This window comes from Microbacterium cucumeris, from assembly GCF_058349845.2.
Genome location: NZ_JBYRIZ020000006.1, coordinates 217,386 through 244,197 on the forward strand (window position 1 = coordinate 217,386; position 26,812 = coordinate 244,197).

Sequence of the window (26,812 nt, forward strand, 5' to 3'; positions counted from 1 at the left end):
GATCACTCCCCCGTCGATCCGGCGTCCGTCGTGCCTCACGCCCAGGGCTCGGTCAGGGTTGCCGTGGGCAGGCTCTCGGCATCGCGGACGGTCACCTGGGGCACGAGCGTCGTGTGGATCGTGGCCAGCGGGCGCTGCTCGGCCCTGGCGCGGATCCGCCGGAGCGCGAGAGTCACGGCGTTCGCCCCGACGTCGAACCGCGGCGGCGCGACCGCCGAGATCGGCACTTCGCACAGGTGCGCGATCACGTCGTCGTACGCGACGATCGCGATGTCGTCCGGCACGGCTTTTCCGCGGCTCACGAGCTCGCGCGCGACCGCGACGGCGTGCATGTCCGGGTTGACGAGCAGCCCGTCCACCTCGAGATCGTCCGCGGCGTCGAGGAAGCGCGCCGCGAACAGGTCGGGTGTGGCGGCCCAGTCCGCGACCTCCTGCTCCGTCAGGCCCAGATCGATGCTCAGCGCGGGGAGTCCGAGCTCCTCGACCGCCTTGGCGTAGCCGTCCTCCAGCCGGGGCGTCGTGGCGTTCGGGATCGTCAGCATCGCTATGCGCCTCTTGCCCAGGGAGTGCATGTGACGGATGCCCAGCTCGGCTCCGCGCACGTGATCCGTGCGCACGCTGTCGATCTCCGGGGCGTCCGGTTCGGGCCCTGGGCGGCGCTCCATCAGGATGATGGGCGCCGCGGGATCGGCGAGCACCTCGCGGACGCCGGGGAGGGTGAGGTCGTGCTTGGCGGGCGCCCAGATGAGCGCGTCCACACCCACGTGCGTCATGTGCGCGACCATCTCCTGCTCCTTCTGCCTGTCGTAGTGCGTCACGCCGAGGATGAGCCGGATGCCTGCGATGCGCGCCGCCTCGGAGGCGCCCTTGATCACGTCGGCGAAGTAGTACTCGGATCCGGGCACGATCATCCCCACCACCGCCAGCGGCGCGTTGGGGCGGGCGCTGGCCGGGCTGAGGCCGAGCGCCGCCGCTTCCAGCGCCGCCTCCGCCCGCCCCGACTGCCGCGGCACAGTCGCACCCCCGTGCACGCGCCGCAGCTGTCCCTGCATCTCGAGGTCGCGCAGATCCCGTCGCACCGAGATCGGAGACACCCCGAGCTCGGTCGCGAGCGCGTCGGTGGCGACGGACCCGCGCAGTCTCAATTGGCGGAGGATCGCGGCCTGTCTGGCGTCTTTGAGCATGGAATGGACCTCTCTGTCGAATCCGAAGTGTCGCACGTTGATCGGATTTGATCAATCGAACGATCATCCTTGGCATTGCTCACCGGCGTTGCCCACAATGTGTTGAGTCGTGCCGCACCTCGTTCGCCGCACGAAGGATGAGGAGAGCATGATCGATGTCGACGCCGGGCGCCCGCGCCTTCTGGTCGCCGTCGAGTCGCCCGTGCGCGACCGGCTGTTCACGGCATCCGAGTGGCGGCGGCTGACGCGGATCGCCGACGTCGTGGTGAACCCGGCCGGTGGCGACCTCGACGCCCCGGCTGCGGACGCGTTGCTGCGCGAGGCCGACGTGGTGCTGACCGGCTGGGGCTCCGTCTCGCCGTCCGGAACCTGGGTCGACCGCGCGCCGCGGCTGAGGGCGCTGGTGCATGCGGCGGGCAGCGTGAAGACGCTCGTCGACGATCGCGCTTTCGCGCGCGGGATCGCGGTGTCCAGCCAGGCGGAGCAGAACGGTCGGCCGGTGGCCGAGTACACGCTCGCCATGATCATCCTCGCCGCCAAGCGCACGTTCCGTGTCGAGAGGGAGTTCCGCGCGTCGCGAGCCGGATACCCGGTGGATCGGATCGCGGGCGGCGGCTTCGGCACCCGCGTCGGGATCGTCGGCGCCTCGCGCATCGGACGCCGTGTGCTGAACATGCTGCGGCCGCTCGATCTCTCGCCGGCCGTGTACGACCCCTACCTGACCGAGACCGATGCGGCTGCCCTGGGTGCGCGGAAGGTGGATCTCGCCGAGCTTTTCGAGACGTCGGCCGTCGTGTCGGTGCACGCGCCGCTGCTGACGTCGACGATGGGCATGATCGGACGCGAGCACCTGCGCCGGATGCCGGACGGCGCCGTCTTCATCAACACCGCGCGCGGCGGGATCGTCGATCAGGACGCCCTGATCGCGGAGCTCGAGACGGGCCGGATCGATGCGATCCTGGACGTCACCGACCCCGATGTGCTTCCCGGGGACTCACCGCTGTGGACGCTGCCGAACGTGACGCTCACGCCGCACATGGCCGGATCCGTCGGCAACGAGGTCCAGCGTCTGGGCAGCGAGGCGATCGACGAGATCGAACGCGTCGCCGCCGGCCTGCCCTTGAAGTGCCCCGTCACGCAGAGCGAGTTCGCCGTCTCCGCGTGAGTCGTGCCCCCTCGACCGGGATCGCCGAGGACCGCTTGTCGCGCCTGAACGCAGAACTCCGCCGCCCGGGGTCGCAGAAGGCGTCGGAGCGTTACGCCAGGACCGCGTCGGCCTCGCGGGCCTCCTGCTCGCGCAGCGCCCGCTCCACGCGATCGACGTCGCGCACGGCTCCCTTGTCCGCCGACAGCGCCATGGCCGCGTACGCGCGAAGGGCCGGCGACACCACGCGCTCCCGGTCGCGCGGGCGGTACCCGCCGGCGTCGATGAGCCGGCGGCGCCGCGCCTCCAGCTCTTCTTCGGAGACCTCGAGCGTGATGCCGCGCGTCGGGATGTCGATCGTGATGATGTCGCCGTCCTCGACGAGGGCGATGATCCCGCCCGAGGCCGCCTCGGGCGAGACGTGCCCGATCGACAGACCGGACGTCCCGCCCGAGAACCGGCCGTCGGTGATGAGCGCGCACTTCTTGCCGAGCCCCCGCCCCTTGAGGAACGAGGTCGGGTACAGCATCTCCTGCATGCCCGGCCCACCCTTGGGGCCCTCGTACCGGATCACCACGACATCGCCCTCGGCGACCTCCTTCGCGAGGATCTTCGCCACGGCCTCGTCCTGCGACTCGCACACCACGGCGGGCCCCGAGAAGGTCCAGATCGACGGGTCGACGCCCGCGGTCTTCACGACCGCGCCGTCCACGGCGATGTTGCCGCGCAGCACGGCGAGTCCGCCGTCCTGCGAGTACGCGTTGGCGACGTCGCGGATGCAGCCGCCCGCGGCGTCCAGATCCAGGTCCTCCCACCGCGCGGACTGCGAGAACGCCGTGGAGGAGCGCACGCCGCCGGGTGCCGCGTGCCACAGCTGGAACGCCTTCTCGGACGCCGAGCCCCCGCGGACGTCCCACTCGTCGAGCCAGGCGCCCATGGTCGCGGAGTGCACGGTGTGGACGTCCTCGTCGAGCAGGCCTCCGCGACGCAGCTCGCCGAGGATCGCGGGGATGCCGCCGGCGCGGTGGACGTCCTCCATGTAGTAGATCTTCCCGGCGCCCGCGGCGTTCGGCGCGACCTTCGCAAGACACGGCACGCGGCGCGACACGGCGTCGATCTCGTCGAGGCCGAACTCGACACCGGCCTCGTGCGCCGCAGCGAGCAGGTGCAGGATCGTGTTCGTCGATCCGCCCATCGCGATGTCCAGCGCCATGGCGTTGCCGAAGGCCGCGGGGGTCGCGATGCTGCGCGGCAGCACCGACGCGTCGTCCTCGTCGTAGTACCGGCGAGCGATGTCGACGACGAGGGCGCCGGCGTCCTCGTACAGCGCCTTGCGGGCCGTGTGCGTGGCGAGCACCGAGCCGTTGCCCGGCAGGGACAGCCCGATCGCCTCGGTCAGGCAGTTCATCGAGTTCGCGGTGAACATCCCCGAGCACGAACCGCAGGTCGGGCAGGCCGCCTCTTCGATGCGCTGCATGTCGGCATCCGAGATGTTCTCGTTGACCGCGTCCGAGATCGCGTCGACGAGGTCGAGCGTGCGGACCGAGCCGTCCACGAGCGTCGCGCGGCCGGACTCCATCGGACCGCCGGACACGAACACGGTGGGGATGTTCAGGCGGAGGGCCGCCATCAGCATTCCGGGGGTGATCTTGTCGCAGTTCGAGATGCAGATGAGGGCATCGGCGCAGTGCGCGTTCACCATGTACTCGACCGAGTCGGCGATCAGATCGCGCGAGGGCAGCGAGTAGAGCATCCCGCCATGACCCATCGCGATGCCGTCATCGACGGCGATCGTGTTGAACTCGCGCGGGATGCCGCCGGCGGCCGTGATGGCGTCCGAGACGATGCGGCCGACCGGCTGCAGGTGCGTGTGGCCGGGGACGAACTCGGTGAAGCTGTTCGAGACCGCGATGATCGGCTTGCGTCCCAGGTCGGCGCCGTTCACACCGGCGGCGCGCAGCAGTGCGCGGGCGCCGGCCATGTTGCGGCCGTGGGTGATGGTGCGAGAGCGAAGGGGGGTGGGCATCTCACCATTGCGCCACGGATTCGGCGTCGTCACCAGACGGCCGTGATACTGGTAGTGATACCACCACCCAGGAGAACGAATGGATGCCGAACGCCGACGCCGCGAGGAGCTCGCCGCGTTCCTGCGCGACCGGCGCGCGCGCCTCGATCGCACGGCCCTCGGCCTCCCGGATGCCCCGCGCGGGCGCGTGCAGGGACTGCGCCGAGAGGAGGTGGCGACGCTCGCGGGCGTCAGCGTCACCTGGTACACCTGGCTCGAGCAGGCGCGCGACATCAACCCGTCCCGCCAGGTGCTCGAGGCGCTCGCGCGCCTGTTCGGGCTGCGTCCCGTCGAGCTGACGTACCTGCTGACGCTCGGCGGCCACGGCGAGATCGCCCCGGTCGCCGAGACGACGTCCCACGCTCCTGAGCGCCTCCGGCGCCTGCTGGAGTCCTTCCCGTTCCCGGCGTTCCTGCTGGCGGGCGACTGGTCGATCATCGGCTGGAACACGGCGTACGCGCACCTGTATCCGCGCATCGAGAGCCTGGATGCCGAAGACCGCAATCTCCTCTGGCTGCTGTTCACGGACCGTGAGCTGCGACGGCAGCTGCCGGACTGGGAAGAGCAGAGCCGGCGCTTCGTGGGCGAGTTCCGCGCCGAGGCCCGACGTTGGCTGGGCGCCTCGCGGGAGGACGGCATCGTGGCCCGTGTGAGCGCGGCATCCGAGGAGTTCGCGCGGATCTGGCAGGAGCGCGACGTCGAGGGGTTCGTGTCCAGGGAGCGCTCGTTCCGGCATCCGCTCGCGGGTCTCACGGCCTACGAACAGCACGGAGTCGTGCCGAGCGAGTTCCCCGATCTCGAGCTCATCCTGTACGTGCCGATCTGACGCCCCCTTCCGTGTCGCGGCGGACCGGAGCATGCTGAGAGGCATCCGCACCCGCACAGGAGGGACCCGTCATGACCACGTACCAGGTCGGCTACTTCGTCGGCAGCCTGTCGACGGCATCCATCAACCGCACGCTCGCGAAGGCGCTCATCCGGCTCGCTCCGGACGATCTCGCCTTCACCGAGATCGCCATCGGCGACCTCCCGCTGTACAACCGCGACCTGGACGACGCCTATCCGCCGGCCGCGCTCGCACTGAAGGACGCCATCGCGGCGTCGGATGCCGTGCTGTTCGTGACGCCCGAGTACAACCGGTCGATCCCCGGCGCGCTGAAGAACGCGATCGACTGGGCATCCCGCCCCTGGGGGCAGAACTCGTTCGATCACATCCCCGCGGGCGTCATCGGCGCTTCGATCGGCGCGATCGGAACGGCCGTCGCCCAGCAGAGCCTGCGCGCCGTGCTGAGCTTCTGCAACGCCCGCCAGATGACCTCGCCCGAGGCGTACATCCACTTCTCGCCCGAGACGTTCGCGGAGGACGGCGAGGTGCTGGTCGACAGCACGCGGGAGTTCCTCACGAACTACATGAGCGAGTTCCGGGACCACATCGAGCGCGTGCTCACGGTGCTGCCGCGCACCTGAGAATCCGCGTCAGCGCGAGAGCGCGCCGAGCAGATCGGCGAAGTGATCGAGGTCGGCCGCCGACCACGCCCGCAGCCGGTCGCCGATGCGCGCCTCGTAGTTCGCGCGAGCCAGAGCGACCCTCTCCTGCGCGAGGGGCGTCGCGACGAGGACGCGTGCGCGGCGGTCACCGGGATCCGGGATGCTCTCGACCAGCCCGAGCTCCTCGAGCTGGCGCACCTGCCGGCTCACGGCGGACTTGTCGGTCTGGAGTCGCTCGATGATCGCACCGGCGGACGTCGCCTTGCCGCTCGCGATCGACGTCAGCACCTGGTACCCCAGCGGCTGCAGATCCGGATGCACGGTCACCGCGGCTTCCCGCCAGCCCACGCGGATCCGCGCGAACAGCCGGCCGAGCTCGTGCTCGACACGGCCGATGGCCTCGTCGAGCGCGTCGTCCGCGAGTTCGGCGGGCGCGTCGGGGTCGGCGGAGTCGCTCATGTTCGCCAGCATACGGCGAACGGATCCTGCGCCCCTCCCACGGCCCGGATCGCGCGGGAGGGCGCGGGATTCAGATCTCGGCGAGGAGGCGGAACACCTTGGACGCCACCCGGACCTCGTCCGGCGTCAACTCGGTGAGCGCCGTCCGCAACCGCTGCGCGTGGGAGCCGCGGATGTCGGCGAGCGCCGCGCACGCGGCCGGTGTCGCCGTCAGCACCCGGAGTCGCCCGTCGTTCTCGTCGGGGCGGGACTGGAGGAGCTCGAGCTCCTCCAGCATCCGCACCTGACGGCTCACGACCGACTTGTCCATCTCGAACCTCTCGGCGAGCTGGTGCGCGTTCGTGCTGCCCTCGCGGGCGATGAACGTCAGCAGCTTGTAGCCGGCCGGCTGCAGTTCGGGGTGGATCCGCGCGGCGGACTCCTTCCAGAGCGAGCGGGCCCGCGTGAAGATGAGGTTCAGATGCCCCTGGAAGTCGGCGAGCGCCTCATCGACGTCGCCCGGCGCCGCGGCGGGAGCGGCGACCATGTCAGCGCTCCCGCTCCCGGTCCTCGCGTTCGAGGACGCGCACCGAACCGGTGGCCGTCTGCGCCCCGTCGATCCGGATCGCTCCGGTCGAGTTCAGCGATGCCGCGACCTCAGCCTCGGCCACCTCGATGACCGACTCCTCGGCCTGCTCGCGCAGCTGCTCGGCGGCGTTCTTCGTCGACAGCGGCTTGTTCTTGATGAACGCGATCGCGATGACGCCGATCACGGCGAGCGGGACGGCCAGGATGAACGCGTCGGCGATGCCGTGGCCGTAGGCCGACTCGACGAGCTGCCGGATGGTCTCGGGCAGCTCCCCGACCTTCGGCACATCACCGGAGGCGAGGTGCTGCAGGGCGTCGAGCTCCTCCTGCGAGGTCGGCGTGAAGCCCGACAGGCCGTCGGTGATGTACGTCGCCACGCTGCTCGACAGGATCGAGCCCATGACCGTCACGCCGATGGTTCCGGCGATGGTGCGGAAGAAGTTGACGTTCGACGAAGCGGCGCCCAGCTGGGCGGGCGAGGTGTCGTTCTGGACGATGAGCGTGAGGTTCTGCATGACCATGCCGAGGCCGGCCCCGAGCACGAACATGTACACCGCGACGAGCACGAAGGGGGTGTCGTAGCGCAGCGTGGCCATCAGGCTCACACCGACGACGGTGAGCACGGAGCCCGCGAGCATCCAGCCCTTCCACTTGCCGAAGCGGCTCACCAGCTGTCCGATGATGATGGACGCGCCCATCTGGCCGACGATCATGGGGATCGTCATGAGACCGGACTCGGTCGGCGTCGCACCGCGGGCGAGCTGGAAGTACTGCGCCAGGAACACCGACGTGGCGAACATCGCGACACCGATGGCGATCGAGGCGATCACCGAGAGCGTGAAGGTGCGATTGGCGAAGAGCGACATCGGGACGATCGGCTCGGTGACGAAGAACTCGACGATCACGAACGCCACGATGGCGACACCGGCGATCACGGCGAGGGCGATGCTGGTCACGGAGTCCCACTCGAACTGGCTGCCGCCCATCGACACCCAGATCAGCAGGGTCGAGACGCCGACCGCGAGCAGCACGATGCCGAAGTAGTCGATCGAGACCTTGGCCTTCTGCGGCTTCGGCAGGTGCAGCGTGAACTGCAGCAGGATGAGCGCGACGATCGCGAACGGCACGCCGACGAAGAAGTTCGCGCGCCATCCCCAGAGATCGGTGATGAGCCCGCCCAGCAGCGGGCCGCCGATCGTGCCGAGGGCCATGATGCCGCCGACGACGCCCATGTACTTGCCGCGCTCGCGCGGCGAGATGATGAGGGCGACGGCGATCATCACGAGCGACATGAGCCCGCCGACGCCGATGCCCTGGATCACGCGCACGGCGATGAGCATGTTCGTGTCGGTCGAGAACCCGGCGATGACGGTGCCGACGGTGAAGAGGATCAGCGAGATCTGGATGAGGATCTTGCGGTCGACGAGGTCGGCGAGCTTGCCCCAGATCGGGGTGGAGACGGCGGTCGCCAGCAGGCTCGCCGTGATGACCCAGGTGTACTGGGACTGCGTGCCGCCGAGGTCGGCGATGATGACGGGCATCGAGGTCGACACGACCGTGCCCGAGAGCACGGCGACGAACATTCCGACGATGAGGCCGGAGATCGCGGTGAAGACCTCGCGTGCCGAGCGCGTCTCGGACGAGGAGGTGGTGGTGGAGGTCAAGGTGTCTGCTCCTGCATAGGAAAGTTGATCTGGGTCAACGATACACCTTTAGTTGCCAAACAGCAACCATTGCCCTCGGTCAACCGATATAGGCGATGTGCACCTTCTCGATCGATCCGTCGAAAGCGAAGGGCATCCGGTCCGCGTACGCGCGCGAGACCGCTCCTCCGTACGCCCGGCCGATGTCGAGGCAGTCGTTCGCCGTGAACAGCAGCGGGGCGCTGACCGGCACGACACCGGAGCCCACCTCGGCACCGTCGACGCGCAGGGCGACGGAGAGCGGCCCGCCCGGCCGGGTCTCGACGTAGCGGGTGTCGACCTCGATCGTGACTTCTCCGGCCGCCAGCGGCTCGGCGGAAGCGATCCTCGTGCGCTGCACGAGGAACAGGTTGTACTCGTAGGTCAGCACGCCGTCGACGAGGAAGAGGGTCAGCCCGCCGCCGGCGCCGCCGAGCTTGTACAGCACGCCGTTCGCACGTTCCGGCAGGGTCGCCCTGATCGTCACCGTGTTCGGCGTGTTGCCCAGGGCCGGTGCGCAGAACTCCGGAATTCGCACGGTGTCGCCGGTCATGTCCCACTCGGTGTACGGCACCGAGATGCGGTACTCCGGGTGATAGACCGGCACCCACAGACCGGCGCCGACCGGCAGAACCTCGTTGCGGGCGGCTTCGATCGCGAACAGCTCCTTGAGCTCGGCGAGCTTCTCCGGCTGCTCGCCGGCGAGGTCGTGCGCCTGGCTCCAGTCCTCGTCGAGGTGATAGAGCTCCCACGGGTCGTGATCGGGCGTCCAGGTCGCGATTCCGGGAGGAGCCCCGGGGACCCACGGGAGGCGGGGCCCCGTGGCCGAGGCGATCCAGCCGTCGGAGTAGATCGACCGGCTGCCCATGATCTCGAAGTACTGCGTCCGGTGATGTCCCTCGGCGCCGGCGTCGTCGACGGCGTACACGAAGCTGGTCCCGTCGATCCGGTCCTGCGGGATCCCGTTCACGGACTCGGGGGCGGTGATGCCGAGGATCTCGTACACCGTCGGCACGAGGTCGATCACGTGGTGGAACTGCGTGCGCGGCTCAGGGTCGTGCGGGATGCGCGACGGCCAGCGCAGGAACATCGGATTGCGGGTGCCGCCCAGGTGCGAGGCCATGAGCTTCATTCCCTGATACGGCGTCGAACCCGCCCAGGCCCATCCGGCGTGGTACTGGTTGTCCGTGGCCGACGTGCCGAGGGCGTCGAGTCCGCCGAGCTCGTCGAGCGCCGCGAGATGCTGGTCGATCGTGGTGGGGATCATGTTCTGCGCGAGCAGCTCGCTGATCGTGCCGTTCTGCCCCTCCCCGGAGGAGCCGTTGTCCCCCCAGATGTAGACCACGAGGGTGTTGTCGGCATACCCGAGCTCCTCGAGCGCGTCCACGACCCGGCCCGCCTGGACGTCGGCGTGCTCGCCGAAACCGGCGCACACCTCCATGAGCCGCGCCTGGAACGGCTTCTGGTGATCCGGGATCTCGTCCCAGCCCTGCAGGCTGTCCGGGCGTGGAGTGAGCGCGGCATCCTGCGGCACCCATCCCGCGGCCTTCGCCCCTTCCAGAGCGCGCTCGCGATAGACGTCCCATCCGTCGTCGAAGGCGCCCGCGTACTTGTCCGCCCACTCCTTCATGACGTGGTGCGGGCCGTGGATCGCCCCTGTCGCCCAGTACATGAAGAACGGCTTGTCCGGTGAGAGCGCCTTGTGATCGCGCAGCCAGCCGATCGCGTCGTCGGCGATGTCCTCGCTGAGGTGGTAGCCCTCCTCGGGCGTCTTCGGCGGCAGCACGGAGGTTGTGTTGCGCACGAGATTCGGCTCGTACTGCGAGGCCTCGCCCGCGAGGAAGCCGTAGAAGTACTCGAAGCCGTATCCGGTCGGCCAGCGGTCGAAGGGGCCCGCGACCGTGGTCTCCTCGGCGGGCGTGTTGTGCCACTTGCCCCACGCGGCGGTCGAGTAGCCGTAATGGCGCAGCACCTCGGCCATTGTCGCGCTCGACTTCGGGATGTGCCCCGAGTAGCCGTCCCAGTCGTTCGCGAGCTCGGCGATCTGTCCGTTGCCGACGCGGTGATGGTTGCGTCCGGTGAGCAGGGCGGCCCTCGTCGGCGAGCACATCGCGGTGGTGTGGAAGCGGTTGAAGCCGATCCCCTCGGCACGGATGCGTTCGAGGGTCGGTGTGGAGACCGCGCCGCCGAGCGGGGCCGGAAGGGCGGGGCCGGCGTCGTCGATCAGGATGACGAGGATGTTGGGCGCGTCCTCACCGAGGCGGCGCTCGGGGGCTCGGGGCGCATAGCTCGAATCCGCGAGGGTGCGCCCGGCGATGCTTCCCGACCGCTTCGGCGGAAAGGGGAGCGTCCTGCTGGGCGGGAGGGGTTCCGCCGCGATGGTCGCACTGACGTCGGTCATGTCCGTCTCCTGTTCTCGCCGCGACCGTCGCGGCGGAGGATCCCAACCACGGCGAGATCGGGAGACGACCGCTACGGCGCCGGTTCCCGCACCGGTGCCCGCGCAGTCTCCTCGCGAAGGAGCCCCGCCATGCTCCGCATCCTAGGGTCCGCCGCGGCGCGGCACCAGAGCCCTCAGCGGGTCCGTCAGCTGAACAGGACGAGGACGTACGCGGCGAACATCACCAGGTGCGCGGCGCCGTGCAGCGCGGTGACCTTCTTCGACGCGAACGTCGCGACGGACAGCACGAGGGTGCCGGCCAGCAGCATCAGGTCCGCCGGTGTCTCGGCGAGCACGACGGTCTGTCCGGTGAACAGGCCGATGACGAGCACGGCGGGGATGGTGAGTCCCACCGTCGACACCAGGGCGCCGTGGCAGAGGTTGTTCACCCGCTGCCCTTCGCCGCCGAGGGCCGCGCGCACGGAGGTGATCGACTCGGGAAGGAACACGATCGCCGCGATCAGCACGCCGGCCAGCGCGGGAGGGGCCCCGAGGCGTCCGAGACCGTCGTCGAGCAGCGCCGCCATGTCATGCGAGAGCAGCACGATGGGCACCACGGTGACGACGAGCAGGACGAGTCGCGTGATGATCTCGCGACGATGCGCGGACAGGATCTCGCCGATCGGCGGGGACGCATCCGCATCCGGCTTCGAGGATGCGGATGCCGCGGCATCCGGTTCGGTGAAGTCGACGGCGCGCGCACCCATCTGCTGGAACAGGAAGAAGGCGTACACGGCGAGGGTGAGCAGGATGATCGGGATCGCCTGGGCGGTCGTGAACGCGCCGTTCTCGCCGATCGTCGCCGGGAGCCCGAACGCGAGGGCGCTGAGAACGATCAGCATCGTCAGATAGGCGGAGGTGCCCACGCGGTTGTGCCGCAGTCCGCCGTGTCGGAGCCCGCCGACCAGGAGGCACAGGCCGATGACGAGGTTGAGGATGATCATCGAGACGGCCATGACGGAGTCGCGGGCGATGGTCGTGTGATCGCCGGGGCCGAGCATCACGGCGGAGATGAGCACGACCTCGATGAGGACGATCGACAGCGTCAGGACGAGGGAGCCGTACGGATCGCCGAGGCGGTGGGCGAGGGCTTCGGCCTGCTTGACGACACCGAACGCGCAGAACAGGATCACCGCGACGATCCCGGTCAGCGCCAGGATCAGCACGACGGCTGGCGTGGGCGCTTCCAGAAGCGGATGGATCAGGAGCAGGACGACGAAGGCGCCCCATCCGGATCCGATGCGGGTGAGTTCCGCGGGGCCGACGAGGCCTGCGGGGATGAGGCGTCGCATTGCTGTCTCCTTCGAGGCGGGGCCGTCCCCGGACGAATGTCACGATCCGGGTCGTCCCGGGTCGCGGCATGCGAGCGCACTGCTCTTCCATGGTACGCAGGATGCCGCGATCCGGCACGATGGAGGCATGGCTGACGGCTACGACCCCGCGTTCCTGGATACCGAGGTCGTCGTGCCGCGGCCGACCCGCGACGTGATCGATCTCCCCTATCCGCGCTTCTCGGTGCTGCTCGATCCCGGCCGCCGGCTCGCGGCCGTCACTGCGGTCAACATCGACGGGGCGTCCCTGCGCGAGGTGCCCCGCACGGGCGACTGGCGGCTGGATACGCGCGTCGCCGCGGAGGCTCAGACCGGCCCGGAGATCTACGCGCGCAACGACCTGGACCGCGGGCATCTGGTGCGGCGGCGCGACCCCGGCTGGGGCGAGCCCGACGAAGCGCGCGCGGCGACCGAAGCGACCTTCTTCTATCCGAATGCGGCTCCCCAGGCCGCCGGGTTCAACCAGTCGAAGCAGCTGTGGCTGGGTCTCGAGGACCACGTGCTCGACTACGCCGAGACGACCTCGCAGCGGGTGTCGGTCTTCACGGCTCCCGTGCTCGGCACGGACGACCCGCTGTATCGCGGCATCCGGGTCCCGCTGCGGTTCTGGAAGGTCGCGGCCTGGCACGGCCCTGGAGGATTGGCATCCGCCGGGTTCGTTCTCGATCAGTCCGAGCTCGTCGACGTGCGCGAGGGAGTGCTCGCCGCTGGCCCGCTCGGGGCGTTCCGGACGTTCCAGGTGCCGGTCGGAGACATCGCGGATCTGGCCGGCGTGGACCTCGGGGTGCTCGGGGAGGCCGACGTCCTGCGGCGCGAAGGAGTCCGGCCCGGCGCCTGGCGGGAGCTGGACGGGTACGGCGACGTCGTTCTGTAGCCCGACGCGGATCAGGCCGGAGTCCTGCCCGAGGCGATCTCGGGATCGGAGAGGATGCGATGCAGCGTGCTGCGTCCGAGAGCGCTCATCTCCGGGTTGGATTCCCGGTAGTACCAGACCAGGCCCATCGCCTGCTGGAACGCCCAGGCCGCTCCGCGCCACCACTCGATCTCCGTCGCGTCCAGACCGCTCCGGAGGATGCCGCGCGCCTCGGCGTCCAGGAGGTGCCATGCGGCGACCAGATCGAGAGAGGGGTCCGCCGCCGCGAAGCCCCCGGTGTCCAGCACCCCGGCCAGGCGCTCGCCGCGCACGAGCAGGTTCGCCGGAGTCAGGTCGCCGTGCGTCATGCGGTCCGGTCCGGATACCGGGAGGTCCCGGAGCAGCATCCAGAGCCGGCGCAACTCGTCCACGGGGAGCAGATCGATGCTCTGCTCGAGGCAGTGCTCGATCCATGCATCGGAGTCGCGGAGGTCTCCGCCCCGGCCGGAGCCGCGGAACCGTCGACCGCGCGTGTCGGCCGCACGGAGCGCACCGAGAAGACCGACGAGATCCCGTGCGAAGACGTCCGAGCGCGCCAGCCCGTCCGGCGTGGCCACGTCGCCCGGCACCCAGGACTGGATCGACCACGGCTGCGGATAGTCCTCACCCGGCGCACCCTGCGCGACGGGAACCGGCGCGGGCACCGGACAGGCAGCGGCGAACTCGGTCATCGCAGCGGCCTCCGCCGTGAGCTGGGCGCTCAGCTCCGCGGTGTCCGACGGTTCGAGCGGAAACCGCGCGGAGAGGTGCTCGCCCACCCGGAAGATCGCATTGACCGTGCCCGCACCGGGGACATGCCGCACGGGCTCATCGCGCCACTGCGGGAACTGGTCGCCGAGGAGCCGCCGCGCGATCTGCTCGTCGACGTGCAGCTGTCCGGGATGCATCCTCACAGTGCGAGGGTAGTGGGTCGGAAGATCACTCCTGCGCCGCGAGCACGGTGTAATGGATCGTCTGCAGGACAATCGCGCCGTCCCGGACCACGAAGCTGTCGGCGCCGTCGCCCACGTGGACCTCATCGTTATGCGCCGTCCACTCCAGATACGCGAAGTCGCCGTCGATGAGCGTGTGGGTATAGGTGAACACCGCGGGTCCGACCAGTCTCGCCAGCTCCTGCGCGCAGCTGCGCACGCCGTCGTGCCCGCGGTAGATTCCCGAGCCGGTCAGCTCGACGACATCGGCGTGATAGTTGCGGATGTCCTTCTCGACATCGCCCGCCAGCCGGTTCATCAGATGGTCGTGGATCACTTCCGTCGTTGTTCGCATCGCTCCTCCGCGGTCCGCTCCAGCCTCGCAACTGCGGCGACGGTGCATACTCCCTTGACAAGGACGGATGCCTGTGAGTTCGTCGAGCTCGGATGCCAGAATCGGAACATGGCCTACTCCTTCGAAGACCTGATCGCCGCCGGCGCCTCGGCGGACGTCTCCGGGTGGGACTTCTCCTGGCTCGACGGCCGGGCCACCGAGGAGCGGCCTCCCTGGGGCTATGCGCGCCGGCTCGCCGACCGACTGAAGACCGCTTCGGCGTCGCTCGACATCCAGACCGGCGGCGGCGAGGTGCTCGCCGAGGCCTCTGCATTCCCAGCGGTCGCTGTGGCCACGGAGTCCTGGCCGCCCAACATCGCCCGCGCCACGCGTCTGCTGCATACCCGAGGCGTCGTCGTCGTCGCGGACCCGGATGAGCCGCCGCTTCCGTTCGGGGACGAGGCGTTCGACCTCGTCACGAGCAGGCACCCCGCCACGATCTGGTGGGAGGAGATCGCACGGGTCCTGCAGCACGGCGGCACCTACTTCGCACAGCACGTGGGACCCGCCAGCGCTTTCGAGCTGATCGAGTTCTTCCTCGGTCCGCAGCCCGAGGCGCGGAACCGACGGAGTCCGGATGCCGAGGCCGCGGCGGCGGAGGCGGCCGGGCTCGAGATCGTCGATCTCACCACGGCATCGCTGCGGATCGAGATCCACGACGTCGCCGCCGTCGTCTACCTCCTGCGCAAGGTCATCTGGTGGGTGCCCGGATTCACGGTGGACGCGTACCGCGACCGGCTCCGCGACCTCCATCACCTCATCGAGCGCGACGGTCCGTTCGTCGCGCATTCGACGCGGCACCTCATCGAGGCGCGCAAGCCCTGACCGCTGTCGAGGCGCACACCCATCCGGGTTGTCAAGGGGCGGACGCAGGATGCCGCGGGCGTCGTATGCTCCCGGGACACGACCTTTGGGCCATTGGAGAGGAAGTCGCCGTGGGCATCGACAGCGATCGCAACGACATCAGCACGGAGCCGTCCCCGGACGCATCCGAGAACGACAATCTCGGCGCTCAGGACGGCAAGGGCACACCGCCCACCGTCCCGCCCAACGAGGACGACGATTCCGTCGACGCCGAGGACCCCGCGGACGGCTGAGCCGCGTCCGCAGCGTACGCATTCGGCATGGTCAATCTCGACGCTGCGGCGCAACCGCACTGTCCCCACGACGAGGTGGCCATGCGCGATATCCCCGGCGGATACGAGTGTCCCGTGTGCGGTCATCGGCGGCCGGTCCCCCAGAGCCCGACGCCGCCGAAGCTCGATGATCCGGGATCCCGCGACTCCTGAGCGGTTGTCCCCTCAGTAACCCGGCCCTGGTCGTCGGGTCGGGTGCTGCTACGCCCCGGGCAGGCGGTGATCCGGTCCTTCCGGGGCGTGTTCGCCCTCGAACGCCCCTCGCGCGGCCGCGATCACCCATCTCTTCTGCGCCGGTGTCTCGACTGCGCGCCGGTGGTAGCGCTCGCGCACCCATCCGACGGCCGCGTCGGCGGGCACGCCTCCCCACGCCGCCAGCAGCGCCAGAGCCGTTCCTGTGCGTCCGACCCCTCCGCCACAGGCGATCTCCACGCGTTCCTGCTCCGTTCGCTCGAGGGCTTCGCGCAGAACCCGTATCGCCTGCTCGGACGAGCGCGGAACCCGGAAATCGGGCCAACTGATCCACCGATGCGGCCATCCCTGCGCACCGGGATCGCGAGACAGCAGGTAGACGGCGAACTCCGGTTCCTGATCGGCATCACGTGGTCGGCGTGTGCCGGAACCGCGGACACGACGCCCGTCAGGAAGCTGGATCACGCCCGGTTCTTCGCCCCATCTGCCCATAGGCCAAGAGTAGAAGCGCGGCGGAATCTGCGGGTCGATTCGGCATCGAACGTGGGGTTATCCGCACCTATCCCGAAGGCTTCCCGCAGTGACCTCCGCCGGGCCGATTCCTAGCGTGGAAGTCATGGACGATTCCGAGAACCTGAACGTGTTCGCGCAGTGGGCTGTCACGCTCATGGAGGTCCTGGGCAGCTTCGGCGCCGGCGTTGCGGTCGCGGTCGAGAACCTCTTCCCGCCGATCCCCAGCGAGATCATCCTGCCCCTCGCCGGCTTCACCGCCAGCCGCGGGTCCTTCTCGCTCTGGGAGGTGCTCATGTGGACCACTCTCGGATCGCTCGTCGGTGCGATCGCGCTCTACGGCCTGGGCGCCTGGCTGGGGGCGGCGCGCCTGCGCCGGATCGTGGCGCGAGTGCCGCTGATGAAGGTCTCCGATGTCGATCGAGCCGAGGCATGGTTCGCCCGGCACGGCGACAAGGCGGTGTTCTTCGGGCGCATGATCCCGATCGTGCGCAGCCTGATCTCGATCCCGGCTGGGATCGAGCGGATGCCGGTGCTCCGGTTCGCCGTGCTGACCACCGCCGGCAGCGCGATCTGGAACAGCGTCTTCGTGCTCGCCGGATTCTTCCTGGGCGAGAACTGGTCGAGCGTCGAGCGCTATGCCGACGTCTTCCAGCTCATCGTCGTGATCACCGTCGTGGTGGCGCTGGTGGCCTTCGTCGTGCTTCGACTGCGCCGTCGCAGGCGAGGCACAATGGTGTCATGAGGTCCCCCACCCCCGCGTCGGCCGGGCTCTCGAGCAGGTCGGCGGTCGGTCAGGTCGGCCGTGTGGCCGTCGGCACGGTGGCCGGGATCGTCCTGGTGCCGGTCCTGCTCGTGGCGCTGGCTGCGGCTCCCATCGAGCCGGCGGGGACGGTGGCAGGCTGGATCGGGAGACGGCTGACCTGGATCGACGGAGTACCGCGCACCGTGCTGCCCCATGGGGGACGACGTTTCGGGCTGCTCGCCGTCTTCGCTCTGCTCGGCGTGCTCACCGCCTGCATCGTCGCCCTCATCGTGCTCGGCATGGTGGTCAGCACGCAGATGACGATCGCCGCGATCACCGGTGGACCCGTCACCCTCTTCGAGGCGGATCCGGGGCGCGTGACCTGGTCCACTCTGGCGATCTTCGCCGTCCCCGGCTTGGTCCTCCTGTTCCTCGCCATCTCCGGGATCGCAGGCATCGCCTGGCTCGAACGGCAGACCTGGAAGACCTTCACACGGCCGGGAGTTGAGGAGCTCGCGCAAGAGGTCACCCGATTGCACACGACTCTCGACGACGTCGTCGCGGCCGTCGACACCGAGCGACGACGCATAGAACGAGACATCCATGACGGTGTTCAGCAGCGCGTGGTCGCCCTGTCGATCCTTCTGGCACGGGCCGAGCGCGCATCCGACCCCCAGGACCGGGTTCGGCTTCACCGCCGCTCCCGCGAGGAGGCGCAGCAGATCCTCGACGACCTGCGAGACGTCGCATGGCGCACCTACCCGGCCATGCTCGCTCGGGACGGACTCGCTGCAGCGCTCGAAGCGCTCCGCGACCGAACCTCCATTCCGGTGCGGCTCGATGTCGAGCATGATCGGATCCCCGATCACGCCGTGGAGACGGCTGCGTACTTCGTCGCCAGCGAAGCCGTGACGAACGTGGTGAAGCATGCGAACTCGCAGCGGATAGACATCCGCTCCCGACTCGAGGGAGACCGATTGATCGTCACGGTCAGCGACGACGGGGTCGGCGGCGCGAATCCCGAGGGGCCCGGACTGTCGGGTATCGCCTCACGCGTCGCGGCGCGGGGAGGACGGCTCCTCATCGACAGCCCGGTGGGAGGCCCGACGAAGATCGAGGCGGAGATCCCGTGCGGATAGCAATCGCCGAGGATTCCACGCTGCTGCGCGAGGGGATCGCTCAGCTTCTCGTCGCGGAAGGGCACACGATCACCGCAGCGGTCGACACTGCCGACGAACTGATCGCGGCCATCACGACGACGCCCCCGGATCTCGTGATCGTCGACGTCCGGATGCCGCCGGACTTCGTCGATGAGGGCGTGCGCGCCGCCCTCGAGATCCGCACCGCGTTCCCGCATGTATCCGTCATCGTGCTCTCCCAGCACGTGGAGCGGAGGCACGCGCGCGAACTGCTCGACGGGCGGGGTGGAGTCGGATATCTGCTGAAAGACCGGGTCTCCGACATCTCCGGCTTTCTCGAAGCGATCCAGCGCGTCGCCGACGGCGGCACCGCCTTCGACCCCGAGGTGATCCGTCAGCTCCTCGCCGCCCGTGTCGAGCCCGACGCCCGCCTCGCCACGCTCACCGACCGCGAGAAGTCGGTGCTCGAACTCATCGCTCAAGGACAGAGCAATGCGGGGATCGCGAAGCGCCTGTTCGTGAGCCAGAGTGGTGTCGAGAAGCACATCAACACCATCTTCACCAAGCTGGAGATCGCTCCGGGAACGGACTACAACCGCCGGGTGCTCGCCGCCCTCGCCTTTCTGGACGGCAGCGGCTCGCCTTCGTGAAGCCCGGGTCACTCCAGGTGTCCGTCGCGCAGCGCCCGGAGGACGGCGTTGGTGCGGTCGCGGGCGCCCAGCTTGGCCAGGACCGCGGAGAGATGATTCTTCACCGTGCCCTCGGCGAGATAGAGCGCGTCGGCGATCTGTCGATTGCTGTAGCCGCTTGCGACAAGACGCAGCACTTCCGTCTCGCGTTCCGTGAGCCGCTGGGTGACGAGCGCATCCCCGGTCGTCGGATGAGGAGACGTTCGGATGGCGCGCAGAAGTCGGTCGGTGACCGTCGGCGCGATGAGCGTCCCGCCATGAGCGAGCACGTGCACGGCGTTCGTGAGCTGGTCGAGCGTGACGTCCTTGAGCAGATACCCTCGAGCGCCGGCTCGCACGGCATCCAGCACGAGGTCGTCGTCGTCGAAGGTGGTCAGAACGAGTACGGGAACGTCAATACCTCGTTCCTGGAGCTGTCGAAGTGTCCAGACACCGTCGAATCGGGGCATCCGCATGTCGAGGAGGACGACATCCGGACCCGTCCTCTCGATCATCTCGACGGCGCTCATCCCGTCGTCCGCCTCGGCCACCACATCGATGCCGGCCACGTGAAGCAGGCCGATGATCCCCTGCCGGACGAGGGCCTGATCGTCCGCGACGACGACTCGGATCATGTGGACGGCATCCTGGCCACCGCTTCGAAACCTTGCCGGCCGTCGAACGCGACCGTTCCGCCGAGTTCGGCGAAGCGCTCCTGGAGGCCCCGTAGTCCGTTCCCGAGTTCGAGATGGGCGACGCCCCTTCCATCGTCGCGTGCCACGAGGATCACCTCTTCCGCCTCCGCCGTCACCTCGATCCGCAGCGAGCGCGCTTCGGCATGGCGGAGGGTGTTGGTGACGAGTTCCTGCGCCGCGCGGATCAGCGCCGCACTCTGCTCTTCGCCGATTCGCACCCGCGGCGAGACCGAGACGGACACGTCCAGACCGGGTAGCGCGTCGGTCATCGTACGGATGGCGCGCTCGAGGTCGGGAGATTCGGTCCGCAACCGGCCGACGGTCGCCCGCACGTCGCCGAGAAGTTCGCGAGCGACCCCGTCGGCGCGATCGATGTGCATCCGCGCCTGCGAACCCTCGACGTGCTTCGCCGTCTCCAGCTCCAGGGTGAGGACGGTCAGTTGATGGCCGATGAGGTCGTGAAGCTCCCGCGAGATGCGCAGCCGTTCCGTCGTCCGGGCGGATTCGGTCAACAGGATGCTCGCCGCCTGAAGCTCGAGGTGCGCCTCCGCGAGTTCCTGCCGCAGCCGTTGCTCCCGGGTCAGAGTCGCAGAGCTGAGCAGCGCCGCCGTCTGGATCAGGAAGTAGAACCCGGCGAGGATCAGAGTCTCGATGGCATCCGCCGCCGGCACCGTCGCGGCCGCGACGACCGCGGTATTGAGCACGATGACGACGAATCCCACCCTGATCGGGACCACGTAGACGCTCGTCGCGGCGGTGACCACCAGCAGGATGAGCAGCAATCCGGTGCTCTGCGCGGTGAGCACGGTGGCCCATCCGGTGACGACGGCAGCGGCGAAGCTCCCGTATCGAAGCCATGACGGTCGAGACACCGCCGTGGCCGCCAGCGTCGCCGCCAGGAAGCAGACGAACAGAACCGTCCACCAGCCCCGAGCGATCGCCGGTTCGATGAGACCGAACAGCGTCGGCGCGGCGACGCCCACGGAGACGGCGAGCATCGCGAGACCCGCCCATCCTTCCGTCCCGATCCGCCGCATTCCTCCACCCTAGGATGCGCCGGAACGGCGGCACCCGTGCGGAAAGTCATGGTCGGATCACATGACTTCCGGCACGCGCGCACTCGCCCAGCGCCTTCCTACGGTGGTGCCATGACCACGAAGGAGCCGGCGATCATCGCCGACGGCATCGCGAAGAGCTACCGGCGCACGGTCGCCGTCGCGGATGTGAGCATGCGTGTCGAGCCGGGGGAGGCTTTCGGGCTGCTGGGTGCGAACGGTGCGGGCAAGACGACCACCGTCGAGATCGTCGCGGGTCTGCGTCGTCCGGAGCGAGGGCGGGTGCGGGTGCTCGGACTGGACCCACAACGCGACCGTGCGCGGCTGCGTCAGGTCCTGGGCGTCCAGTTGCAGCACGCGTACCTGCACGGCGCGCTTCGCGTCTCCGAACTGGTCGACCTCTACCGCAGCTTCTATCCCGACCCACGCCCCGCATCGGAGCTGCTGGAGATGGTGGGTCTGACCGAACAGCGTCGTGAGCGCTTCGAGAAGCTCTCCGGCGGACAGCAGCAGCGCCTCTCGATCGCGCTCGCGCTCGCCGGCCGTCCTCGCGTCGTCATCCTCGACGAACTCACCACGGGTCTGGACCCCGCCGCGCGGCGACGGATGTGGGCGACGATCGAACAACTCAAGAACGACGGCGTCACGATCCTGCTCGTCAGCCACACGATGGAAGAGGTTCAGCGGTTGTGCGACCGCATCGCGCTCATCGACGGCGGACGGATCATCGCCGAGGACACCCCGACGGGACTCATCGCCCGGGCGGGCGCCGGCACGCTCGACGAAGCGTTCGTCGCATTGACCGGCAACGAACTGGAGGTTCCGGAATGACCGCGGCCGCACCCGCACGACGTCCCGGCATCCGATCGATGATCATCCTCATCGTGTGCGAGGCCAAGATGGTCGCACGCGACACTGCGGGGCTCATCGTCCCGATCGGTCTGCCCCTGCTCATCCTCATCACCAGCGCGTCGAGCGCCGGCGACGAGGAGATCTTCGAGGGGATGACCGCACTCGATCTCTTCGTGCTGCCCCTGGTGCTGGTCGTCGTCGTCGCGACCATCGGGATCATCAACATGCCGAGCTTCCTCGCCTACTACCGGCGATCCGGCATCCTCCGCAGGCTCGCGGTCACGCCCGCTTCTCCGATGATGGTGCTGATCGCCCAGGCCATCGTGAGCGTTCTTCAGGCCGCCATCGGAATTCTGCTCGCGCTGACCATCGCCATGCTCGCCTTCGGGGCGCATCCTCCCCGAAGCCCATGGATCGCGCTCGGCGTCGTCGCGCTCACGGTCGCGGCGATGTACGCGGTCGGCATGATCGTCGCCGCCGTCGCCCCCACGCCCAACTCCGCGGTCGCCATCGGGCTCGTCGCATTCTTCGCACTCGGCGCGCTGGGCGGGCTCTTCGGCGGACGCCAAGCGCTGCCCGCACCGTTGGCGGAGCTCGGGGCATGGCTTCCCTTCGGCGCCGCCGTCGACTCCCTGTCTGCGGCCTGGGCGGGCGTCGCTGTCAACGGCGGACAACTGCTCAGCCTCGGCATCACGGTGGTCATCGGTTTGGTCACCGCCGCCCTCTTCTTCCGCTGGGAATGACCGTCGACGCATAGCGCGCTCATCGGGTGGGAGTCGGTTCGTTCCGGGTCCTGCGGCGGTACGCTCGGGTTGGCCGAGAGCAACGGGAAGGCGATGGTGCAGATGACGGGGACCAATGATCCGAGAGTCGACCCGGAGATCGAGTCCGCGATCGATCGGGCCCTCGATGCGGCGCAGTTGCGCGCCGGGGGCACGACCGCGTCCGTCGTCCATCCGGAGCACGGCGCCGAAGTGGACGACGCTTCCTCGGGCGACGGGGACTGACGCCGGCAGCGCGCGCACGTCGTCGAACGGCAGCGTTCGCGCTCACACGGCCGGCCGGTCGGAAGAGGATGCGCCCCTTGACTCGGTGGCTCAGCGATCTACCCTGACAGACATGTGCCGCAACATCATCCCGCTGAACAATCTCGAACCGCCTGCCACCGACGAGGAGTGTCACGACGCCGCACTGCAGTTCGTCCGGAAGATCAGCGGATCGAACGCTCCGTCGCGCGTGAACCAGGAGGTCTTCGATCGCGCCGTCGACGAGATCGCCCACTCCGCGCGGGCGCTTCTCGACGGCCTCGTCACCACGGCCGCGCCGAAGAACCGCGAAGAGCAGAAGCAGAAACGACAGGCGCGTTCGGCGGAGAGGTATGAAGCGATCCGTGTCTTCCAGGAGGCCAAGCGCGCCTCACGGGCCCCAGGAGACTAACGACCCACCCGCGCGCGGGCACCGCCGCATCTGTCGCTCGGCTGGACCAGGATGCCGCTGCATGCGCTGGCGAGGTTGTAGATTTCCCTCGTGCACCTCGACGCCCGAGGCGCGAGAGAGGCACCATCGATGTCCGTCCCCACCTCAGCTGTGAAGGTACGTCCCCGCGTCTGGATCGGTCTCGCGATCTGGTTGTCGTACGCCGTCGTCGTGTTCGTCGTGCAACAGCTCAGCGGCGTGCCGTACACGGAGTTCGGCCGCGACGGCGGAACGCTCTTCCTCGGCGCGGGGCTCTCGCTCATCGTCGGCGCCGCGCTCCTCGCGATCACGACGAGCCTTCTCGGCTGGTGGCGACCCGCGCTGTTCGACAGGGCGCACAGCGTCCGGTGGCCGATCTTCGTCCCCGCGATCATGGTCGTGGCGCTCCTGATCAATCTCGCGGCCACCGACTGGGGCTCCTACGACGCGGCGTTCTTCGGTGCATCGCTCGTGCTGCTGCTCGTCGGCTTCACCGAGGAGATGGCGACCCGTGGCCTCCTGCTGGTGGGACTGCGCAGCCGACTCCACGAAGGCTGGGTATGGTTCCTCAGCTCGGCGCTGTTCGCCCTCATGCACCTCACGAACGCCATCACCGGCCAAGAGCTGGGCCTCACGCTCACCCAGGTCGGCATGGCGTTCCTCGGAGGCACGGTGTTCTACATCCTCCGCCGCACGACGGGGACGCTGATCTGGGCCATGGTGCTGCATGGCCTGTGGGACTTCTCGACCTTCGCCGTGGGTCACGGCGAGCCGGGGCCCCTCGCGGCGCTGGGCGGCACGGTCAACCTCATCGCCGGCCTCCTCGGACTCGCGGTCGTCGCTTTCGTCATCCGCGGTGCGAAGGAACGCGTCACCAGCTGAGCGACGAACGGGAGCCGTCACGCCGTGGCGAGCTCGCTGTCTCGCTGTGCGAGGTACTTCCCCCAGGTGCGCGAGCCTCGCTGGGCATCGACATCGGCGAGGTTGTCACCCGCACGATACGCGCGGCCTACGCCGCCGGGGATGCGGATCGGCAGGCGCGCCCGTCGCGGACGTGCACCCGACGCGGCTCGGAAGGCGGTGACCAGCTGTGTGACGTCGAGCACTTCGGGACCGGCGAGATCAGCAACACGTCCGGCGGGATCCCCGAGTGCGAGCTCCGCGAGACGGGCCGCGACCTCATCGCCGTCCACGGGTTCGAAGCGCAGGCCTCCGGGCACCGGGAGGATCGGCATGCCAGCCATGCTCCGCACGACGGGGAGCACGAAGTCGTGAAGCTGTGCTGCTCGCAGCACGGTCCACGGGACTCCCGACTCGGCGATCGTCTGCTCGGCTGCGGCCTTCGCCCGGAAGTAGCCGATCGGCATCCGATCAGCGCCGATGACCGAGATGAGCACGAGGTGCTGGATTCCTGCTTCCCGCGCGGCCTTCGCGAGGTTCTGCGCCGCGATGTCGTCTCCTCTCGCTCCTCCGGCCAGGTGCAGCACGACCCGGACTCCGTCCAAGGCTGCGGCGAGTCCCTCGCCGGACACCGTGTCCGCCACGACATGCTGGATCCCGGGGGCCTCGGGCCGTGCATGCCGCGACAGGATGCGGATGTCACGGCCGGCCTCTCGAAGGAGCGGAACGACGCGGCTGCCGATGTTGCCGGTTCCGCCTGTCACGAGCAGAGGTGCGTTCATGGTGGTGGTTCCTCTCATGTCACATCCGAGGGGTCTCCCTCGTCACACAACCGACGAACGAACTCGAGGAGATGTGACATGACCGACCGGAGACTTCTTGCGCGGCGCTTCGAGACCGAGAGGCCACGACTGCGGGCGATCGCCGCGCAGCTGCTCGGCTCCTCCGCGGATGCCGAGGATGCGGTGCAGGAGACCTGGCTGCGACTCGAGCGAGCGGACGTCGACAGCATCGACAACCTCGAGGCATGGTTGACGACCGTGGTCTCGCGCGTGAGTCTCGACATGCTGCGCGCCCCGCGCCGCAGACGCGAGCACTCCTGGCAGGTCGAGCAGTGGCGCGACGAACCCGTTGCGGCGGAGGCCGACCCCGCCGAACTCGCCGTCGCGAGCGATCGCATCAGTGTCGCACTGCTCGTTCTTCTGGAGCGGCTCAGCCCAGCCGAACGAATCGCCTTCGTGCTCCACGACGTCTTCGATCAGTCGTTCGACGAGATCGCCGTGGTGCTGGATCGCTCCCCCGCGGCGGCCCGCCAGCTCTCCTCCCGCGCGCGCCGACGCGTGCGCGGCGCCGAGGAGCCCGCACGGCCGAATCGGGAGCACGGGCGGCGCATCGTGACGGCGTGGCTCGCCGCGGCACAAGACGGAGACATCGGCGCGCTCGTCGACCTCCTCGATGACGGTGCTGTGCTGCACGCCGACTACGGCACGTCCATGCAGCGCATCGAGGGCGCACGGAAGATCGCCGAACAGGCGGTTCTGGCCGGACGGTTGGCTGCGCACTCGACGCCGATCCTCATCGACGGCCGACCCGGTGTCGCGGCAGTGTTCTCGGGCACCGTGGTCTCCCTCATGGCGTTCGATATCTCAGATGGCCGCATCATCGGACTCGATGTTCTCGCCGACCCCGCGCGGATCGAAGCGCTCGGAGTGGCCCGCATCGTCGGCTGACGGGGACGAGACTCTCGATGGGGCCGCGACTTCGCCCACGAGCTGCACGAGGCTCGAACGGCATAGCCCCGTCGGCCCGACGCGGCATACTGTTCAGATGGAGGCCCCCGGCGATCTCCCTATCCGCGGCGTGGACCACGTCGTGATCGGAGCGAGCGACTGGGATGCGACGACGGCCTTCTTCCGCGAGGTCCTGCACGCTCAGGTCATCCCGTTGGAGGGCCGACGGGTGTCCTACCGTATCGGCGCCTCCCAGCTGAACGTGCACGGCCCCGGCGTCGACCTCTCGTCGAACGTGGCGCGGTTGCCCGTCCGTCCGGGAAACAGCGACCTCTGCTTCGAATGGGACGGCCCGATCGAGGACGCGATCGCTCATCTCCACGCCTGCGATGTGACCGTCGAGACAGGGCCGGTGTCGCGGCCTGGCGCAAGAGGAGAGGGAACCAGCGTCTACTTTCGGGATCCCGACGGAAGCCTGTTGGAGTTCATCAGCTATCACCCCGTCGCTGCACAAGATGCCACTACCGCCGATGACGGCGACGCCGGGGAGGGAGCCAGCGGCAGTGTCGCCGGCGAGCAAGCGTGAGCCCGTGCGCGTCAGAGCGGCAGAGAATCTGGCCCTTCTGCTTCCGCAGTCGGGTTCGCGGGGCCCTGGATCCGCCCGACAAGCAGCAACGCCCCGGAGAGGATCGCTGCGCCGATGATCAGCGCCGCGCCGACCAGGCCTCCGAAGATGGACTGGCGCAGCTGAGCACCCTCGCAGAGAACCGTGTCGACGATGTCACCGGAGCAGACGTCATTCATCTGACCCAGGCCGATCAGTGCGGAGAGACCGAACACTGCAACAAGACCACCCCAGACGAGCAGGCTGGCGATCGTTCCTCGTCGCACGGGGTCGAACCGTCGACGGGCGGTGCTCGATCCTTGGCTCACCACCCGATCGTATCCGTACACCGGCAATCGATGCGACGACCCGGCAGTGCCTCCGCGGTGCGGGCGAACTGGCCGAGAACTGCACCACGGTTGCACCGAACACGGAAAAGCCCCCGATTTCTCGGGGGTTTCCATGGCGGTGACGGTGGTGTCTGGTTTCAGGACATCGTGAACGGGTGTCTCAAGGCATCGTGAACGCTGCCGCATGCGTGCGCGGGATGTCT

At 69.0% G+C, this 26,812-nt stretch carries 30 protein-coding genes; 16 read left to right on the forward strand and 14 right to left on the reverse strand.

Features of this window, described 5'->3' with window-relative positions; all coding sequences use genetic code 11:
- Nucleotides 1–35: 35 nt before the first annotated feature.
- Nucleotides 36–1,184 (reverse strand): LacI family DNA-binding transcriptional regulator, encoded by a 1,149-nt coding sequence (locus AC3RXZ_RS16230; protein WP_491494702.1) that lies wholly within the window; start codon nucleotides 1,182–1,184, stop codon nucleotides 36–38.
- 148 nt (nucleotides 1,185–1,332) lie between these two features.
- Here AC3RXZ_RS16230 and AC3RXZ_RS16235 point away from each other — a divergent pair, with 148 nt between their 5' ends.
- Nucleotides 1,333–2,349, forward strand: a complete 1,017-nt coding sequence (locus AC3RXZ_RS16235; protein WP_491494703.1) for a hydroxyacid dehydrogenase — start codon at nucleotides 1,333–1,335, stop codon at nucleotides 2,347–2,349.
- A gap of 91 nt (nucleotides 2,350–2,440) precedes the next feature.
- Here the strand turns inward: AC3RXZ_RS16235 and ilvD are convergent, their stop codons facing one another.
- Nucleotides 2,441–4,354, reverse strand: a complete 1,914-nt coding sequence (ilvD, locus tag AC3RXZ_RS16240; protein ID WP_491494704.1) for a dihydroxy-acid dehydratase — start codon at nucleotides 4,352–4,354, stop codon at nucleotides 2,441–2,443.
- A gap of 79 nt (nucleotides 4,355–4,433) precedes the next feature.
- Between ilvD and AC3RXZ_RS16245 the strand changes: the two genes are divergently transcribed.
- Together AC3RXZ_RS16245 and AC3RXZ_RS16250 are read left to right on the forward strand one after the other, a co-directional pair.
- The gene (locus AC3RXZ_RS16245; RefSeq protein ID WP_491494705.1) at nucleotides 4,434–5,219 is read left to right on the forward strand and encodes a helix-turn-helix transcriptional regulator; all 786 of its coding nucleotides are present in this window, start codon (nucleotides 4,434–4,436) and stop codon (nucleotides 5,217–5,219) included.
- Between the two features lie 71 nt (nucleotides 5,220–5,290).
- Nucleotides 5,291–5,860, forward strand: coding sequence for an NADPH-dependent FMN reductase (locus AC3RXZ_RS16250; RefSeq protein WP_243229653.1), 570 nt, complete (start codon nucleotides 5,291–5,293; stop codon nucleotides 5,858–5,860).
- 9 nt (nucleotides 5,861–5,869) lie between these two features.
- Here the strand turns inward: AC3RXZ_RS16250 and AC3RXZ_RS16255 are convergent, their stop codons facing one another.
- The 5 genes from AC3RXZ_RS16255 to AC3RXZ_RS16275 form a co-directional block, all read right to left on the reverse strand.
- Complete coding sequence (locus tag AC3RXZ_RS16255; RefSeq protein WP_243229652.1) at nucleotides 5,870–6,340, reverse strand: MarR family winged helix-turn-helix transcriptional regulator; 471 nt, start codon at nucleotides 6,338–6,340, stop codon at nucleotides 5,870–5,872.
- Nucleotides 6,341–6,410: 70 nt separating this feature from the next.
- Entirely contained in the window at nucleotides 6,411–6,866 is a 456-nt protein-coding gene (locus AC3RXZ_RS16260) for a MarR family winged helix-turn-helix transcriptional regulator (RefSeq protein ID WP_243229651.1), read from the reverse strand.
- A gap of 1 nt (nucleotide 6,867) precedes the next feature.
- Nucleotides 6,868–8,571, reverse strand: coding sequence for a DHA2 family efflux MFS transporter permease subunit (locus tag AC3RXZ_RS16265; RefSeq protein WP_243229650.1), 1,704 nt, complete (start codon nucleotides 8,569–8,571; stop codon nucleotides 6,868–6,870).
- A 79-nt stretch (nucleotides 8,572–8,650) separates the two neighbouring features.
- Nucleotides 8,651–10,990 carry an arylsulfatase gene (locus tag AC3RXZ_RS16270; protein WP_491494706.1) on the reverse strand — a complete coding sequence of 780 codons (2,340 nt, stop codon included), beginning with the start codon at nucleotides 10,988–10,990 and terminating at the stop codon, nucleotides 8,651–8,653.
- Between the two features lie 185 nt (nucleotides 10,991–11,175).
- On the reverse strand, nucleotides 11,176–12,321 hold the full coding sequence (locus AC3RXZ_RS16275; RefSeq protein ID WP_491494707.1) for a calcium:cation antiporter: 1,146 nt from the start codon (nucleotides 12,319–12,321) through the stop codon (nucleotides 11,176–11,178).
- Between the two features lie 127 nt (nucleotides 12,322–12,448).
- On the opposite strand from AC3RXZ_RS16275, the gene AC3RXZ_RS16280 reads away from it, so the two are divergent.
- Nucleotides 12,449–13,234 carry a DNA/RNA non-specific endonuclease gene (locus tag AC3RXZ_RS16280; RefSeq protein WP_491494708.1) on the forward strand — a complete coding sequence of 262 codons (786 nt, stop codon included), beginning with the start codon at nucleotides 12,449–12,451 and terminating at the stop codon, nucleotides 13,232–13,234.
- Between the two features lie 11 nt (nucleotides 13,235–13,245).
- On the opposite strand, the gene AC3RXZ_RS16285 is transcribed toward AC3RXZ_RS16280, so the two are convergent.
- Together AC3RXZ_RS16285 and AC3RXZ_RS16290 are read right to left on the reverse strand one after the other, a co-directional pair.
- Nucleotides 13,246–14,160 (reverse strand): phosphotransferase, encoded by a 915-nt coding sequence (locus tag AC3RXZ_RS16285; protein WP_491494718.1) that lies wholly within the window; start codon nucleotides 14,158–14,160, stop codon nucleotides 13,246–13,248.
- A gap of 31 nt (nucleotides 14,161–14,191) precedes the next feature.
- On the reverse strand, nucleotides 14,192–14,539 hold the full coding sequence (locus tag AC3RXZ_RS16290) for a nuclear transport factor 2 family protein (RefSeq protein ID WP_243229646.1): 348 nt from the start codon (nucleotides 14,537–14,539) through the stop codon (nucleotides 14,192–14,194).
- Nucleotides 14,540–14,647: 108 nt separating this feature from the next.
- Here AC3RXZ_RS16290 and AC3RXZ_RS16295 point away from each other — a divergent pair, with 108 nt between their 5' ends.
- Nucleotides 14,648–15,403 (forward strand): class I SAM-dependent methyltransferase, encoded by a 756-nt coding sequence (locus tag AC3RXZ_RS16295; protein WP_491494709.1) that lies wholly within the window; start codon nucleotides 14,648–14,650, stop codon nucleotides 15,401–15,403.
- A gap of 110 nt (nucleotides 15,404–15,513) precedes the next feature.
- Nucleotides 15,514–15,675 (forward strand): hypothetical protein, encoded by a 162-nt coding sequence (locus AC3RXZ_RS16300; RefSeq protein WP_243229644.1) that lies wholly within the window; start codon nucleotides 15,514–15,516, stop codon nucleotides 15,673–15,675.
- A 240-nt stretch (nucleotides 15,676–15,915) separates the two neighbouring features.
- On the opposite strand, the gene AC3RXZ_RS16305 is transcribed toward AC3RXZ_RS16300, so the two are convergent.
- The gene (locus tag AC3RXZ_RS16305; RefSeq protein ID WP_491494710.1) at nucleotides 15,916–16,371 is read right to left on the reverse strand and encodes a protein-tyrosine phosphatase family protein; all 456 of its coding nucleotides are present in this window, start codon (nucleotides 16,369–16,371) and stop codon (nucleotides 15,916–15,918) included.
- Nucleotides 16,372–16,522: 151 nt separating this feature from the next.
- Here AC3RXZ_RS16305 and AC3RXZ_RS16310 point away from each other — a divergent pair, with 151 nt between their 5' ends.
- From AC3RXZ_RS16310 to AC3RXZ_RS16320, 3 genes are read left to right on the forward strand one after another with little or no spacing between them, the layout of a single operon-like run.
- Nucleotides 16,523–17,161, forward strand: a complete 639-nt coding sequence (locus tag AC3RXZ_RS16310; RefSeq protein ID WP_491494711.1) for a DedA family protein — start codon at nucleotides 16,523–16,525, stop codon at nucleotides 17,159–17,161.
- Nucleotides 17,158–18,300: a sensor histidine kinase gene (locus AC3RXZ_RS16315; protein ID WP_491494712.1), complete on the forward strand. Its 1,143-nt coding sequence runs from the start codon at nucleotides 17,158–17,160 to the stop codon at nucleotides 18,298–18,300. The genes AC3RXZ_RS16310 and AC3RXZ_RS16315 overlap by 4 nt, the downstream gene beginning before the upstream one ends.
- A complete protein-coding gene (locus AC3RXZ_RS16320; RefSeq protein WP_243229640.1) occupies nucleotides 18,291–18,950 on the forward strand; it encodes a response regulator transcription factor in 660 nt (219 codons plus the stop codon). Before AC3RXZ_RS16315 ends, AC3RXZ_RS16320 begins: the two co-directional genes overlap by 10 nt.
- Nucleotides 18,951–18,958: 8 nt before the next feature.
- Here the strand turns inward: AC3RXZ_RS16320 and AC3RXZ_RS16325 are convergent, their stop codons facing one another.
- Nucleotides 18,959–19,603, reverse strand: a complete 645-nt coding sequence (locus tag AC3RXZ_RS16325) for a response regulator (protein ID WP_243229639.1) — start codon at nucleotides 19,601–19,603, stop codon at nucleotides 18,959–18,961.
- Nucleotides 19,600–20,700 carry a sensor histidine kinase gene (locus AC3RXZ_RS16330; RefSeq protein ID WP_243229638.1) on the reverse strand — a complete coding sequence of 367 codons (1,101 nt, stop codon included), beginning with the start codon at nucleotides 20,698–20,700 and terminating at the stop codon, nucleotides 19,600–19,602. Before AC3RXZ_RS16330 ends, AC3RXZ_RS16325 begins: the two co-directional genes overlap by 4 nt.
- 111 nt (nucleotides 20,701–20,811) lie before the next feature.
- On the opposite strand from AC3RXZ_RS16330, the gene AC3RXZ_RS16335 reads away from it, so the two are divergent.
- From AC3RXZ_RS16335 to AC3RXZ_RS16355, 5 genes are all read left to right on the forward strand, one after another.
- Entirely contained in the window at nucleotides 20,812–21,549 is a 738-nt protein-coding gene (locus AC3RXZ_RS16335; protein WP_491494713.1) for an ABC transporter ATP-binding protein, read from the forward strand.
- Complete coding sequence (locus AC3RXZ_RS16340) at nucleotides 21,546–22,313, forward strand: ABC transporter permease (protein ID WP_491494714.1); 768 nt, start codon at nucleotides 21,546–21,548, stop codon at nucleotides 22,311–22,313. The genes AC3RXZ_RS16335 and AC3RXZ_RS16340 overlap by 4 nt, the downstream gene beginning before the upstream one ends.
- A 93-nt stretch (nucleotides 22,314–22,406) precedes the next feature.
- Nucleotides 22,407–22,577: a hypothetical protein gene (locus AC3RXZ_RS16345; RefSeq protein WP_491494715.1), complete on the forward strand. Its 171-nt coding sequence runs from the start codon at nucleotides 22,407–22,409 to the stop codon at nucleotides 22,575–22,577.
- Between the two features lie 112 nt (nucleotides 22,578–22,689).
- Nucleotides 22,690–23,007: a DUF2277 domain-containing protein gene (locus AC3RXZ_RS16350; protein ID WP_243229634.1), complete on the forward strand. Its 318-nt coding sequence runs from the start codon at nucleotides 22,690–22,692 to the stop codon at nucleotides 23,005–23,007.
- A 129-nt stretch (nucleotides 23,008–23,136) separates the two neighbouring features.
- On the forward strand, nucleotides 23,137–23,907 hold the full coding sequence (locus AC3RXZ_RS16355) for a CPBP family intramembrane glutamic endopeptidase (protein ID WP_243229633.1): 771 nt from the start codon (nucleotides 23,137–23,139) through the stop codon (nucleotides 23,905–23,907).
- Between the two features lie 17 nt (nucleotides 23,908–23,924).
- On the opposite strand, the gene AC3RXZ_RS16360 is transcribed toward AC3RXZ_RS16355, so the two are convergent.
- Nucleotides 23,925–24,707 carry an SDR family oxidoreductase gene (locus tag AC3RXZ_RS16360; protein WP_491494716.1) on the reverse strand — a complete coding sequence of 261 codons (783 nt, stop codon included), beginning with the start codon at nucleotides 24,705–24,707 and terminating at the stop codon, nucleotides 23,925–23,927.
- Between the two features lie 78 nt (nucleotides 24,708–24,785).
- Here AC3RXZ_RS16360 and AC3RXZ_RS16365 point away from each other — a divergent pair, with 78 nt between their 5' ends.
- Together AC3RXZ_RS16365 and AC3RXZ_RS16370 are read left to right on the forward strand one after the other, a co-directional pair.
- Nucleotides 24,786–25,655, forward strand: a complete 870-nt coding sequence (locus AC3RXZ_RS16365; RefSeq protein ID WP_243229631.1) for a sigma-70 family RNA polymerase sigma factor — start codon at nucleotides 24,786–24,788, stop codon at nucleotides 25,653–25,655.
- Nucleotides 25,656–25,752: 97 nt separating this feature from the next.
- Complete coding sequence (locus tag AC3RXZ_RS16370; protein ID WP_243229630.1) at nucleotides 25,753–26,241, forward strand: VOC family protein; 489 nt, start codon at nucleotides 25,753–25,755, stop codon at nucleotides 26,239–26,241.
- 11 nt (nucleotides 26,242–26,252) lie between these two features.
- Here the strand turns inward: AC3RXZ_RS16370 and AC3RXZ_RS16375 are convergent.
- The coding region (locus AC3RXZ_RS16375) for a hypothetical protein (RefSeq protein ID WP_491494717.1) at nucleotides 26,253–26,812 on the reverse strand (560 nt) is incomplete at its 5' end.